The sequence below is a fragment of the Ochrobactrum sp. EDr1-4 genome (assembly GCF_049199085.1).
In the GTDB taxonomy this organism is placed as follows: Bacteria; Pseudomonadota; Alphaproteobacteria; order Rhizobiales; family Rhizobiaceae; genus Brucella.
In genome coordinates, this window is the sequence record NZ_JBLZOF010000002.1 from 603,755 (window position 1) to 618,072 (window position 14,318).

The window sequence follows — 14,318 nt, forward strand, 5'->3', positions numbered from 1 at the left end:
TTTATGTCTACTAAACTTCGCCTTCCTGACGCACTGTAATCGAATTTTCATCTGCCTGCTCAGCATCAATAGACCCTTGAATCAATTCTTCAGTGACGCGAAGTTCGGCACCAACCGGTGAGAATGGCGTGGCCGGAGCAAAGGGTGCAGCTGGTATAGATTCCGGACGAACACCTCGACGCCAAATGAAAAACAACGCCATTAAAGCATTGAGCACGCACATAGACCAGAAAAGGCCTGCCGCGCCAAATTCAGACATGACAGGAGAAATAATGAGTGGGCTAACCATAGACCCAAGTGAATTGATCAACAACAACCCTTGAATCATACGAACAAGCGAATCCGCAGAAGTACTATCAGCAGAAAAGCTGACCGCGACTGGATAGATGGCAAATATCCCACCTCCGAGAAGAAAGAACACATAAATTAATAAAGGTGACGACGACGGCATGGCAATAATAAGAGCGGAAAGGATAAAGCACGCTATGCTGAGCGTAATCAACACAATCCGGCGGTCTTGCCGATCAGACCAACGGCCCACCGGATACTGCAACAACATCGCACCAAGAATAACGCTGGCCATCATTTTTCCAACGTCACTAACATTGAGGCCAATGCGCTGCAGATAAAGTGGCAACAGTGAATAAACTGCAGCAATCGCAATACCGGAGCCAAAGCAACCGATCACGCCACTCGGCGTCATCCGCAAAAGCTGAATCGGCTTGATAGGTTCAGCACGATCTACAACTGGCGTAACTTTCGGAAGAACAACTATAGGAAGAACAGATAAGGACGCCAACATCCCTGCCACCATAAAAGGCGCAACATCTCCCATAGCATTAATGCTACCAAGAAATGCTTGTCCTATCATACCCGATCCGTACAATGCGATCATATAGAGTGCCAGAATGCGTCCGCGGATCTTTTCATCAGAGGCTAAAAGCAACCAACTCTCGATGACAAGAAAGACTCCAATCGCGGCCCAGCCATACAAGAAACGCAAAACAAACCAAAACCAAATATCAAAATACATGCCCTGCAACAAAACGCTGACAGCAATTAGCGAAGCAAAGCTGCTATAGGCACGGATGTGGCCAATGCGTACGATAAGGCGATCATGGAACAAAGCACCAATCGTAAGACCAATAAAATAAGCGGATGAAACAACGCCAATCATAATAGGAGAGGCACCGGCCGCATCCAGCCGCAAGGTCGTCAGTGACGAAATAAAGCCATTTCCAATACTGACAACAAATAAACCAAGTAATGGCGCCAACAACATGGCCAGCAATTGCGGAGACATTGCAACCTCAATAAAGCGAAAAACAAGCCCTTTGATTACAGAAACAATGCATTCTCTGGCTCTGTTACCCAAAACACTTGATTCTCGTGCCAGCTTATAAACCAGAAATTACGCCATGCAAGGCCGTGAGTTAAATATAAATACAAGCATGTTTACAATCTATGGGGCTTTAAATGTGCCCGATAGCAACCATCCCTAATGACCAGCATGAATTTGGCAAGGATGGCACTAATGTCTACGTTCAGTAAGCTTATTGCCTTGCCCGATCGTAATACCCAGCGCAAATAATAGCACAGTCAAGGGCACACTCGCGCAACGCCATCCAACTGCGTGATGCCGAGCGGCTTTTTCTTATAATGATGCGTTACGCATAGAGCACATCAAGCGTGCAGGTACCACTTAGTATCACCACTACTGGAATATTGATCTTATCTAACTACGAGAACCCCGGACGCCTAAGGCCGTCCGAGGCTTCTGTTCGCTGTTCTCAATCAGGTGCTACCACTTCACTTTGAAGCCGACATTGCCTTTGATTGCGTAGCTGTCACCAAAGTTGTTGAGGCTGGTGTTGACGAGGCCCTCGCCATAGATCGAATATTTATCGTCGTTCCAGTTGTACGAACCGCCAAGACCCAGTCCACCCCACACCCGATCATTGCGGCTCGTGAAGCTGCTTTCCGCAACATTCACACGCGTGCCCTGCAGAAACTCGTAATAGAGATTAGCAATCCCGTACACCCGTGTCCGATCCAGCATGCCATTGGCATTCTGCCATGAGTTCTCATGATCAACCGTCAGACCAAGACGACCCTGCAAGCTTTCTCCACGATCAAGGCTGACATCTGCATCAAATGCATCCGTGAATGCATCAAAATCAACATTGGAATACGTCAACTGTGCCTGTGGTGTCAGTGACCATGCTTCATTGATGGCAAAACGCTGCCCGCCTTCAAGTGATAAAGCATAGCCAAAGCCATGATTGTTATCGGTGAGGCCTGTATTGGCAGTCGTCGAATGAAGATCACTGCGATACCACGTCACCTGACCCTGACCATCAAGGTAAAAGCCATTCTCGCCATACCAGGTGAGCGTTCCGCCAAGACCATAGCCGTCTGTGCTGATATCACCATCGCCGTGGGCTGAATTGGTTTTCGTCTTGCCATGGGCATAATGCACCGTGAAGCCGCCAATCAGCTTGCCGTTTTCGGTCTCCGTCAGCATGCCATCAATACCAGCCTGCATTTTGAAGACATTCTGGTTGTAATTGGTATCAGATGTCGAAAAGCGCGGTTCCATATGGTTATGCGAACCTTCAATGCGGCCCCAGACGCCATTGCCATTGCCATTGATTGCAGCACCCGCTTCATCAGGGGCTGCATAAGGCGAGCCAACCGCATCAGCACCCTGTGCAACCACACGATTGCCATTGCCCGACCAGACACGGTTACCGGTACGCTGCTGCAAGGTTGCAACACCATTCAAGCCAAGCAGAGCCTGCGGATAGGCTTCATAAACCGGAACTCCAGCCTGATAGAGCGGTTCTTCAGATTCACCCGGGATGAACTGCGAACGGAGATACCAATCCCCATCGTCAGGATCAGATACAGATCCATGAACTAGCGCATATGCATATTCACCACCAACAACCACTTGTTGACCAGATGTCGTTTCGTAATCCCCGATCAGGCTGAAAATACCTTCCGATGCACCACTAACCTCGATGATCTTAATGCCCTCAACCGTAAGATCACCATCGCCATCAAGATTATTCACGATGACGCTGGTCAATCCCTTTGTGTCACCAACAACAATAAGTCTATCTGTGGCAGAGTTATCATCCTCCAATATTGCATTGAAATGGATATAACCGCCGTCGCCATTATAGTCGCTTTGTACAGTGAGTGTTTTGAAGCTAACGTCCGCGTTCGAAAATATTATATTGCCGTTGTTTTCCAAAGAATTGACAGCAGAACTACCTGTGACGAACCACCTACTTGTATCATCCAGCGAGAGTGAATTTAATATAAGCGTACCATTATCCCGCGCGGCGCCTGACCAAACAGAGTTTTGGGCGAGCGCAAAATTAGCGAAACCGCTGCCGATGTCGACATCACCCGATAACTCAGACGACGTAACATCAACCTCTGCAATCCCCATGGCATACTCACCATAAAGACCACTTGAAAAGAGTAATGCATTTGAACCTGACCCTGCAACAAGCTTTGAATCAGAGATAGTGACTATGGTTTTGGCACTACCTAAGATTCTGAGAACGGCGGCATCCTCAACGTTGATTTCGGTCCTCGTGAGATTCACCACATTATTGTCAGCTCGACCTGCACGGTTCTCATCTTGAAAGCCTATGCTGTCGCCAGTGGATTCATAATCACGCTCCACAGGTTCATCATCAACGACGGCCAATGGCTGGTTCAAAACATCAAGGCTATTACCGAGTGAGTTAAGTGTTATAATATCCGAAATATTATAACCCGCTGTATAGATGCCAGCCGCATTGGTGCCAGTTGTTTCAATCAGCGCGTCGGATATATTGATTTCAGTGCCCAACATAGCCGCTACGCCATGGCCACCAAGTCCAGTTGTCCTGATTGTGCTGTTTCCCGTCAGGTCGATACGACCTGTTGCCTGACTGTAAACACCAACACCGCTTTCACCAGACGTAGCGATAGAAACTCCAGCCGCTCGAATGTCGGAACTTGACGTCGCAACCAGACCATATGCTTGACGGCCACTTGTAGTAATTTTCGCCCCCTGAACGGCAACGTGTGAAGGTACAAAACTTGAAGAACCACCATTACTTGACCCTATGCCGTGTGACCCGGCACCGTAAGTCATAATACTTCCGCCTTCAATGAAAGACCGTGTATTAATGTTATCAATTCCGGTCGCATTATTACCATGTGTAATGATAGTAACATCTTTTACACGAAGGCGTTCAATATCTGAGTTCGTGTAATCCATGACAGCATTGATGCCAATGCTATTTGCCGTCCACGTTTCTATGTGCCCGTTGTTCAGTGTCAAAAAGTTTTTGTTCTCGGCATATACGCCGAAAAGATGAGTTTTGCTCGACGGTGCACTTACACCCTCATCCCAACCGGTTGAAATATTAAAACTCTCTGCAAAAGCAGTGGAGTCACTGACAACAACACCGCGTCCGCTGACAGTCTTAATTATGCTATCAGATAAATTCAGTGTCGCATTGAGGCTGCCGAAAGTGCCTCGCGAAATAACGCCGACAGAACTGGCACCAACTGTTCTAATAGTAAGATTGCGTAGAGAAATATTGCTATTATTCTGACCGTAAACTGCGGAACCGTCTTTATCTGTAGCTGCGACAAGAGCAGGGCGACCTTCTTGTCCTGTGATACTAACTGTTGCACCAACACCCGCCTGAACAGTGTACTTTCCACTCTCTAAATTCAGATCAGAAGAATCAATCGTAAGGGTAGAGCTTTTGATGTTTATTGCTGGATTACTATCCGATGAAATATTGATTATCTGCCCAGAAATTTCTTGTGACCCGCTATTCAATATAATTGGCTGGGTAATTTCTTGAGCGACAGCTCCTCCCGATCCAACAAAGATGATAAGAGAGGAAATCAGCAACGTTTTTTTGTGATTTCTCACAAGGTTGCATGCACCTTTTATATTAACGACCATCAAATGACCCCCACGTCAGACATATGATGATCAAGAAATACGTTTATTTGATATAATGCAAATAAAATATAACGTTAAAAAATATCAAATTACTAAATTCGTTGGCCACTTTACTGTATTCTTTATAAATAGACAATATTACAATACTACCATTAATTGCTTTAAAAACAGAGAAGATCACAATAACAGATATCTCTGTTAAACATCCTCCAGCTATGCATACATAGCTCATACAACATATCAATAATAGCTTTCAAACGGCGGCATAGTATTGAAAGCTATAACTGAATAACATATCCAATTGCAACCAAACAGCGAATTATCGCTGCGCAATATCAAGATTTGCTCAAGGCATACAGTTGAATTTGGTAAATTCTATCAGCTCGCTTTTATTTATGCTGAAACCTGAAGCCTTAATGGTCAGCGTTCCAATCATCGTGTCATTGCACAACATGATAGATGTTGGCTTCTTTCCAGGTAACGTCATATCGCAGATAGCGCCAAAGCTTTCATTCCGCTCCTGATTCCGTATGCCGACCATTAACTCGCACGTTAACTTGGCAGAGATACCCAAATAAGCGAGATCTTTCTCGAAACTACTGGCTTGCACGGAAATTTGTTGTGTATTGCTAATATCGCGCACTTGCAAAGGGTCAGCAGCCACTGGCGCCATTGAGAATGCAATGGCAGATACACAGATACTAACCGACCGTAAATACATAATATTACTCCTCACTATTATCTCGAATAATTAAGTGCCTTTTACTAAACATTCCGGTTTTTTTGTCAATTTTAAATAACTCATGTCGTTCAGCAAACGATCAAAGCAAGATTTATAATCGGGTAAGCGCCTATCGAACATAAACATTGGAAAAGCGGCCACTACAAAAGGTGCAGTGGCCGCCTTATCGACAATATTGGATCGCGTCACATAATGACTAATGCGTCCATGTGAAATTCAAGCAAGTTTATTTCGCTGCAAGTAGTTCCGCAACGTTCAGCAATATGAATTCGTTATTCGCAGCTTCGCCGATCTGACGCCCGCCCGAGAATGGCAGATTATTGTCATTAGCGATCAGGATATGTGTATCGTCGACGCGCATCACGTCTTCAATGGTGAAGAACGGGAAGGTAAACTTGCCCTTAAGGTCGCGTGCTGCTGCGGTCTTCAGGATTGCCTTGTTGTCAGGATCCTGAATGTCCATCAGATTGATATGACCGATGCGATGGATGTAGCCGTCGGCGTCGATTTTCGATGTATCGACGAGAACGATGTTCTTGACCTTGGCTGGCAGCGGGTAGCAGGCCGAAAGATCGTCGGTCTTGCATTCAAGGCTTGGATCGCCTTCGCCATTGTCACGCTCGATGACCAATGCACGGGTGTCGTCGATAAAGTTGAAATCGCCGATAGCGGCTGCGCCTTCAGCTAAACGGAAACGGTAGCTATTGCCGGTCCATTCGCCCTTGTCGGTGTCGAAAGTGATAACACGCAGGAAATCGCCTTCCGGCTTGCCTGCGTCGTCATAAAGCGGCTTTTCAAGCATGGCCCAGAGCTGGTTGGTTCTTGGCTGAAGCCCCATGCCTTCATAACCACCCGAACGCTGAACACGGAAATCCTTGCCAGCGACCGCAGGCACGACGACGCCCGGTGTATCCGGACCCATCAACTGCTTGCCGTCAAGCATGGTTGGATAGACAGCTTTCACGCGACCATCGAGACCAGCGCGAATAATGTATGGGCCGAACTCATCGCCAATCCAGATTTCGTCATTGAGATACTGAATGCTTTCCGGGTCAAAATCCGCACCCGTCAGGTAACGGCCATCAGTGCCTTCATAGGCGATGCGAAACGGCACTTTCTTGTCGGGATCACTCAGAAATACTGATTCCACGCGTTCAACTTTGCCGGTTTCAAAATCAGGCTTCATGCGGTGGAAGAACAGCAATGCATCCGGGCTATTGGCCTTGGTGCCAAAGCCGTTGTCAGTCAGTGTAAAAATGCTGCCATCGGCTGCGCGGTTCATCGCGAAACCTGACATGCCCTGTACTGGCTGGCCGATGAAGGGAAGCGAGATGCCGGTGGTGTGGCTGCCATAGGCCTTGCCGACATCGCCCATGACGCTCATCGGCTTGTCATTGCGTGTCTTGCCGGTGAATTTGCCGGAAACCCAGGCGTCGCGGGGTGCATCGGCAGGCGGTGTTATCAGCGTTAGAGCCGGCAGATAGGCGTGACCTGCCAGTTTAGCGGTGAATGTCTCTTCAGCTATGGCGGAAGACGTCATAGCAATCGTGGCAATGGAAGCGAGAAGATAACCAAGGCGCATAAGGGACCCCCTAAATTGCGAAAACAAACGCAATGGTCCTTAAAGGGGCCCTGTGACGGGTGATTATCATCACGATTAAGGTTTGATGACAGCTGCTATGGGAGTTTGATCAAGATGAACTGGGTAAACTGGTCGGTATTGAAATTATTGTCGGACGCGATCACCAGCGTTTTCGCACCATCGATTTCCGGACCCCATGTGATGGATTCGATATTGTCGATATCAAGGCCAAACGTACCTTCATCAAGACGCAGCAAGAGTTCTTTCTTCAAGGGTGTGGCTGCAATCCCCTCAAGCGATAATTTGCCGTTCACATCAGTCGCACCATCGAAGGATGCGCGATAAATGCTGATGCGGTTGCCGACACCATGAGCATAACTCCGCTCGACAGTCAGAAGGTTCGACCCATCCGTCATGAACTCGCTTAATCCATTGTCGTTCCAGAAAGGCGGCAGCGTTGCCTTCGCAAAAATGGCATCGGTTTCATAGACATGCTCGGCGGTCGCTTCGCCCGATGCGATATTGAAGGAAATGATGCGCGACTTGCTGCCTTTATCAATTGTGGCAATCTCACCATCCTGGGCCAGCGCATTTTCAGTGCCTGCAAGCAGCGTCTTGCCGTCAGCAGTGATGGCAAGGCTTTCAAAAGCTAGGTTATTTCGGGTGCCACGTGACTTGCTTTCATCTGGCAAATAGGCTTCCGGCAGTTTGAACTCACGAACAAAGCTTCCATCGAGCTTCATTTCACGAACAGAAGGCTTGCCTTTGCGGTCGCCTTCGCTGGACCAGTAAAGCGTCTGGCTTTCAGGGTTGAAGCGAATGCTTTCCGCATCGACATCCTTGATTGCAAAAGGCTTTCCCTCGGTATCAAGCAGGGTATTCGTTTCCAGAATATCCAGTCCGTGAATGCCGGATGCGTCGATATCAAGTTTAAGCTTGTAGAAACGGGCAGGTGCCTTCTCTGAACGGTCATCGGAAATCGCATAATAGACATTTTGGGCCGGATCATAATCAAGGCCGGAAATGCCGCCAAACTCAACGCCATTGAGTTTCAGGCCGGTAGGCAGAACAAGCTCGCCGACCAAAGCGGGCACTTTTTCTTGCGCAAAGACAGGCAAGGTTGTGCTGAGCAGAATTATGGTCAATGGAATGATCGAGAGCGTTTTGCTTATCATATGTCACCTGTCTGATTGATCCGCATAGGCTAACTCGGCTTTTTTACAGACACATGAAATAAGGGGAATATTTGCAAGATTCCGTAGCTGGCAAATCATCTTTCACCAAAAAATCTGCTGACTGTTATACCACTGTCATCTAGTTTTCTTATCAGCCTCCCCACACGCATTACACAGTGGGGATTTTCTGATATGCGCAAATTGCTTCTTGCTCTCACATCGGCAACCATGTTGACGACTGCGGCTGGTGCCGCAACCGTATATCCGATTGACCGGGCGACAATCCTTGTCAATTCGCCATTCGACTTTAAGGTCGAGTTCGATAAGGTCGTTAAGCCAGAGGACGTGAAAGTTACCGTCAACGGCCAGGACTATGAAGCTGTATTTGGCAGCAAGGCTGAATTTACCGCTGAAGAAAAAGGCGCTGAAGACAAGGTTCTGGGTTCGGCCCTCATCCTGCGCGACCTGAAAATCGGCAAGGCTGGCGATTATAAGGTTGAAGTTTCCGCTGGCAATGAAACAAAGTCCGTCAACTGGGATGTGTATTCGACCGGCAATGAAGCCAAAGCGAAAAACATCATCTTCCTGATTGCAGATGGTCTTTCGGTTGCTCACCGTACCGGCGCGCGCATCATGTCGAAGGGCATGAGCGAAGGTAAGGCCAATGGCCGCCTCAATATGGATGACGTTCCACCTGTTGCTTTCATTGGTACGTCTTCAACCCATTCGATTGCAACCGACAGCGCCAACACCATGTCAGCTTACATGACGGGCCATAAGTCACGCGTGAATGCACTTGGCGTTTATGCCGATCGTACACCTGACAGCCAGGACGACCCGAAGGTCGAAACCATTGCAGAAGCAATGCGTCGCGAAACCAAGAAGTCCATCGGCATTGTTTCGACCTCAGAACTTCAGGATGCGACACCGGCAGCGCTGGTCGCCCATACGCGCAAGCGTGCTGACAAGGCTGATATCGTCGGCATGATGTATAATGTTAAACCAGACGTCGTTCTTGGCGGTGGTTCAGCTTACTTCCTCGCTAAAGACGTACCGGGTTCGAAGCGCAAGGACGACAAGGATTATATCCAGTTGTTCAAGGATGCTGGTTACGCACTGGTCACAAGCAAGGATGAGCTGGCTGCATCAGGTGAATCCAATCAGGACAAGCTGCTCGGCCTCTTCCATACCGGTAATATGGATGTGACGCTTGATCGTGAATTTCTGAAAAAGGGCACGGTTGACAAGTTCCCGAACCAGCCGGGTCTGGTCGAAATGACTAAAACAGCTTTGGATAAGCTTTCGAAAAATCCGGAAGGCTTCTTCCTGATGGTTGAAGGCGCATCGGTTGACAAGATGAGCCATCCGCTTGATTGGGATCGCGCGCTGGTTGAAACCATCGAATTCGACAAGGCCGTTGGTGTTGCACGCGAATTTGCTGAGAAGAACCCGGACACATTGATCATCGTAACTGGCGATCATACCCATGGCGTTGCTATCATCGGTACGGTTGATGATGACAAGCCGGGCACTGAAATGCGCGAGAAGGTCGGCACCTACGACAATGCGGGCTTCCCGAACTACGTAGATAGCAATGGTGATGGCTATCCAGACCGCATCGACGTATCGCGTCGTTTGTTCCTCGCCGCCAATAACGGCCCTGATCATTACGAAACCTTCCGCCCGAAGATGGATGGTGCTTTCGTGCCTGCCGTTAAGAACGAGAAGGGTGAATACGTAGCCAACGAAGCATACAAGGACGTTCCCGGTGCCGTTTTCGTGCAGGGCAATATCCCTAAGGAAGACGATACCGGCGTGCATGCTGTCGATGACGTTGTTCTACAGGCAACAGGCCCGGGTTCTGAAGGTCTTCGCGGCTACATGGAACAGAGCGACGTTTACCGCGTACTGGCTGACACTTTCGCGCTCGGCAAAGCAAAGTCTGAGTAATCTTCGTTTGAATAAGGGCAGGCGGGCTTCCCGCTTGCCCATCTTGTCTTCAGGAGTACACGATGCGCACAGGATCGCATTTCAATCGCAGGCAACTCATGCTTGGTGCATTGGCAACTGCGCCTTTGATGTGCATTGCAAACAGAGCACAAGCCGCAGAGCAGCTTGGCTTTGATAATCTGTATAAAAGTTTTGGCGTTCTGGGTCTGGAGTTTTCCGATCAGGTCAAAAGTGCTTCGGGCAGGCAAGTGGCGATCAGCGGGTTCATGGCACCACCGCTCAAGGCTGAAGCCAATTTCTTCGTCCTGACCGAAATTCCCATGTCGATCTGTCCATTCTGCTCGTCGGATTCCGACTGGCCCGATAATATCATGGTTGTTTATCTGGCATCCAAACAGACATTTGTGCAGTTCAACGCGCCAATTCTGACGCGCGGCACGCTTGAATATGGTTCATGGACAGACCCTGAAACGGGCTTCGTCAGTCAGCTTCGTCTGCGTGATGCCTCTTTCAAAACGGTCTGATGATGATGCTTGCCAAGCCATCGGGCCTATCGCTCGATATTGCCAATCTGGAAGTACGTTTTCCGGGGTTGGCTCTCCCTGTGCTTTCCATTGAAAAGTTTGATCTGATTGCTGGTGACCATCTGGCAATTACCGGTGCCTCTGGCTCGGGGAAAAGCACGCTGGTCAACGCCATAACGGGTCTCGAACCTGTTAAAGCCGGCAAAGTCGTGTGGGGCGAAACGGAAATCAGCAGCCTGTCGTCTTTCAGGCGCGATGCGTTTCGTGCGCGCAACATCGGTCTGGTGATGCAGGATTTTCACCTATTTCCCGGCCTTTCCGCACTGGCCAATGTGCTATTACCGGTTAAGCTCAGTGGCAGGGTGAGTGCAGATCATCGCGCACGCGCTCTTCAATTGCTTCAGACAGTTGGAATAACCCGTCCCGATCAACATATCGAAACGCTGTCGCGTGGTGAGATGCAGCGCGTGGCTATCGCGCGTGCGCTTCTTTCTAAGCCCGGCGTGATTGTGGCCGATGAACCGACTGCGAGTCTTGATCAGAAAACCGGTGCCGATGTTGCCGAGCTTCTGGTGCGGCTTGCGACCGAAGAAAAGGCGACATTGGTGGTCGTCACGCATGATCCGCAGCTGATGCAATATTTGCAGCGCCGTATTCGCCTTGAAGGCGGAAAGATTGCAAGCGACAGCGCGGAGATGGAATTGTCATGATCGCATTCATTCTTGCCGATCTGCGCCGCTTCTGGAGTGGTGCCGTCGCCATCATCGTTCTGCTGGCTTTGTCGGTTGCATTAAGTTCGGTCGTAACCTTGCAGGAACGCGCTGTGCGGCTTGGCACGGCGCGGGCTTCTGACAAGTTTGACCTTGTGATCGGTGCTGCAGGAAGTGACACGCAGCTCACACTTTCGTCGGTCTTTTTGCAGCCGTCGCCTCTGCCGCTTATGTCGGGCGCAATGCTGGGCAAACTTGCTAATGATAAGCGCGTGGCCTTCGCAGCACCCATAGGCTTTGGTGACAGCGCGATGGGCTTTCCCATTGTCGGCACGACAACCGAGCTTATTTTCGCCCTGTCACCACAGCTCGCCGAAGGCACGATGTTCGCACGTCTGGGCCAGGCAATTATCGGTTCGGCAGTCGACCTACCTGTCGGGGCTAAAGTCAATCCAATGCATGGTACGGTTGAAACCGGCGGACATGCACATACCGAGGTTAGCTATCAGGTAGCTGGCAAAATGGCTCCGACCGGCACCGCATGGGATCGGTCCATTCTGGTTCCCATTCGCACTGTCTGGCAACTGCATGGCATAGAAGCTCATGAAGAGCACGAGCATGACGACCATGCTGAAAAGCCGGGTAACGGATTTGGTGTTCTGGTCAACGAAAAGCCGCATGACCATGATCACGAGATCGACGTCAATGCACCGCTTGATGAGGCTTTCGATGCCGATAGTCCCGGTGTTCCGGCTATTCTAGTCAAGCCAAAGACCATTGCGGATGCCTATCGGCTGCGCCAGGAATATCGTTCTGATCGCACATTAGCGATCTTCCCGGCAGAGGTTCTCACAAGGCTCTATTCCACATTGGGAGATGCCCGCAGCCTGCTGCTTGGTATCGCCATCGGTACGCAGGTGATTGTAGTTTTCGCCTTGTTGTTGGTTGCGGTCATGCATATAGGCGCGAGAAAACGTCAGATCGGTGCGCTGCGGGCGCTTGGTGCGCCGGTTCGCTCTATTATGGCGATTGTCTGGGGCGAGTTGTTTTTCCTGCTGCTGCTCGGAATTTTTCTTGGGCTGGCAATTGGCTATGCGGCAGCGCGGGCCATCACATCATGGCTCACCGCAACAACAGCAGTCAGGATGCCAGTGGAGTTTGCGATGAGCGATGTCTGGCTTGCTATTGGCTTTATCGCGGTTGCGGCGGTGGTTTCACTGGTTCCGGCGTTAATGACTCTGCGCATGAGTGCGGCAGAAGCCTTGAGATCTTAAAACGTTGATCGATCTGGAAATATAAGATGGCGTTTGGCCGGGCGGGCATATTTCGACTTGGTCGCAACCCGCTCGATATTAAAATAATAATTATAATTCACGCGATTATACAAATTTCAGTTTTTGGACCCACTAACAGTCATTAAAACCCTATTCCATATGTTTATTGTGACAAATTACCTTCATAAAAATTATAATTATAATTAGAAATTTCATATAATTTGATGGAGAATTATATGAATCTGAAGTCACTCACACTTACCACGATCCTTTCTCAGTTTGGCATTTGGGGGGCCTATGCCGCTGAAATTCAGCCGGGGCCTGACGCGGAGCCTGCCGAATATGTCAAGATTTGCGATGCTTATGGTGCCGGCTATTTCTATATTCCGAGGACCGAGACCTGCGTCCGTATCCATGGCTACATTCGTAATGCGACAACTGGTGGCGACAATGTTTACGCGACGCGCGCCAGCGCAGTTAAAGCCGACACATGGCGCAGTCAGACACGTTTCCAATTTCGCTTTACAACGGCAAGTCATACAGATCTCGGCGATCTGAAAACCCATACCGAGATCCGCTATCAGTGGTTCAATGCGAATGACACAACAACATTTCGCTTCGCGTATATTCAACTAGGTGGATTGCGAGTTGGTCTTGATGAATCTGCGTTCCTTACCTTCACAGGCTATCTTGGGAATGTCCTAAGTGACGATATCATTCTCGCTGGTGGATATCGAACCAATCTCATCAGTTATACCTTTGAGCCAAACAAGCAGTTCTCCGCAATTTTCTCGCTTGAACAGGGCGGAAACTCCGAAGCCAACACAGATGTTACCATTGATAACTACGTTCCGCACATTGTAGGCGGCGTAAAATGGAAAGGTGACTCGGGTAGTATTGCAGGCGTTGCAGCCTACGACTCCCGCAACGAAACCTGGGCTGGTAAAATTCGCGGCGATCTCAAAATTACAGATCAGTTCTCAATCTGGTTGCAGGGTGCCTACAAATCGAACCACGACCGTTATGCGATAGCCAATGGTGAAGCTTATAGAAAAATTGATGCCTTTTACGGAACATGGGGCGGAGATTGGGCTTTTTGGGGCGGTTTAGAATATAAGGCTTCAAGGAAGCAGACTTTGAACTTGCAGGTCTCATATGATGGAACTGACAATCTGGCCATTGTAGGAACAGTCCCATATCAATTGACACAGGGGCTGCGAGTAACTCCAGAAATCGCCTATGTTAAATGGAACGACTCCAATAGCAGCCTTGATGGTAAACACGCTCTACATGGCCGCGTTTCATTGCAGCGCACTTTCTGATTGTTTAAAGCAGCCCGAAATCAATTCGGGCTGCTTAATTATTGCGTCTATGTTG

General features: G+C 49.1%; 10 protein-coding genes. 5 read left to right on the forward strand and 5 right to left on the reverse strand.

The annotated features are described in order from the left end of the window. Positions 1–10: 10 nt before the first annotated feature. The 5 genes from ACOZHT_RS09250 to ACOZHT_RS09270 all read right to left on the reverse strand — a co-directional run bounded on the left by ACOZHT_RS09250 (position 11) and on the right by ACOZHT_RS09270 (position 8,483). Positions 11–1,375 carry an MFS transporter gene (locus tag ACOZHT_RS09250; RefSeq protein ID WP_421565633.1) on the reverse strand — a complete coding sequence of 455 codons (1,365 nt, stop codon included), beginning with the start codon at positions 1,373–1,375 and terminating at the stop codon, positions 11–13. Positions 1,376–1,801: 426 nt separating this feature from the next. Next, complete coding sequence (locus tag ACOZHT_RS09255) at positions 1,802–4,156, reverse strand: autotransporter outer membrane beta-barrel domain-containing protein (RefSeq protein WP_421565634.1); 2,355 nt, start codon at positions 4,154–4,156, stop codon at positions 1,802–1,804. A gap of 1,174 nt (positions 4,157–5,330) precedes the next feature. Next, positions 5,331–5,705: a hypothetical protein gene (locus tag ACOZHT_RS09260; protein ID WP_421565635.1), complete on the reverse strand. Its 375-nt coding sequence runs from the start codon at positions 5,703–5,705 to the stop codon at positions 5,331–5,333. 247 nt (positions 5,706–5,952) lie between these two features. Then, positions 5,953–7,308: an esterase-like activity of phytase family protein gene (locus ACOZHT_RS09265; RefSeq protein WP_339510270.1), complete on the reverse strand. Its 1,356-nt coding sequence runs from the start codon at positions 7,306–7,308 to the stop codon at positions 5,953–5,955. Positions 7,309–7,403: 95 nt separating this feature from the next. Beyond that, positions 7,404–8,483 (reverse strand): esterase-like activity of phytase family protein, encoded by a 1,080-nt coding sequence (locus ACOZHT_RS09270; protein WP_339510272.1) that lies wholly within the window; start codon positions 8,481–8,483, stop codon positions 7,404–7,406. A gap of 192 nt (positions 8,484–8,675) precedes the next feature. Between ACOZHT_RS09270 and ACOZHT_RS09275 the strand changes: the two genes are divergently transcribed. The 5 genes from ACOZHT_RS09275 (at position 8,676) to ACOZHT_RS09295 (ending at position 14,263) form a co-directional block, all read left to right on the forward strand. Then, the gene (locus ACOZHT_RS09275) at positions 8,676–10,433 is read left to right on the forward strand and encodes an alkaline phosphatase (RefSeq protein WP_339510274.1); all 1,758 of its coding nucleotides are present in this window, start codon (positions 8,676–8,678) and stop codon (positions 10,431–10,433) included. Between the two features lie 62 nt (positions 10,434–10,495). Then, positions 10,496–10,957, forward strand: a complete 462-nt coding sequence (locus tag ACOZHT_RS09280) for a hypothetical protein (RefSeq protein WP_339510276.1) — start codon at positions 10,496–10,498, stop codon at positions 10,955–10,957. Beyond that, the gene (locus ACOZHT_RS09285) at positions 10,957–11,667 is read left to right on the forward strand and encodes an ABC transporter ATP-binding protein (RefSeq protein ID WP_339510277.1); all 711 of its coding nucleotides are present in this window, start codon (positions 10,957–10,959) and stop codon (positions 11,665–11,667) included. Before ACOZHT_RS09280 ends, ACOZHT_RS09285 begins: the two co-directional genes overlap by 1 nt. Further along, positions 11,664–12,941, forward strand: coding sequence for an ABC transporter permease (locus ACOZHT_RS09290; protein ID WP_339510279.1), 1,278 nt, complete (start codon positions 11,664–11,666; stop codon positions 12,939–12,941). The genes ACOZHT_RS09285 and ACOZHT_RS09290 overlap by 4 nt, the downstream gene beginning before the upstream one ends. A 236-nt stretch (positions 12,942–13,177) precedes the next feature. Continuing rightward, positions 13,178–14,263 (forward strand): porin, encoded by a 1,086-nt coding sequence (locus ACOZHT_RS09295; RefSeq protein ID WP_421565636.1) that lies wholly within the window; start codon positions 13,178–13,180, stop codon positions 14,261–14,263. The last annotated feature ends 55 nt before the right edge of the window (positions 14,264–14,318 follow it).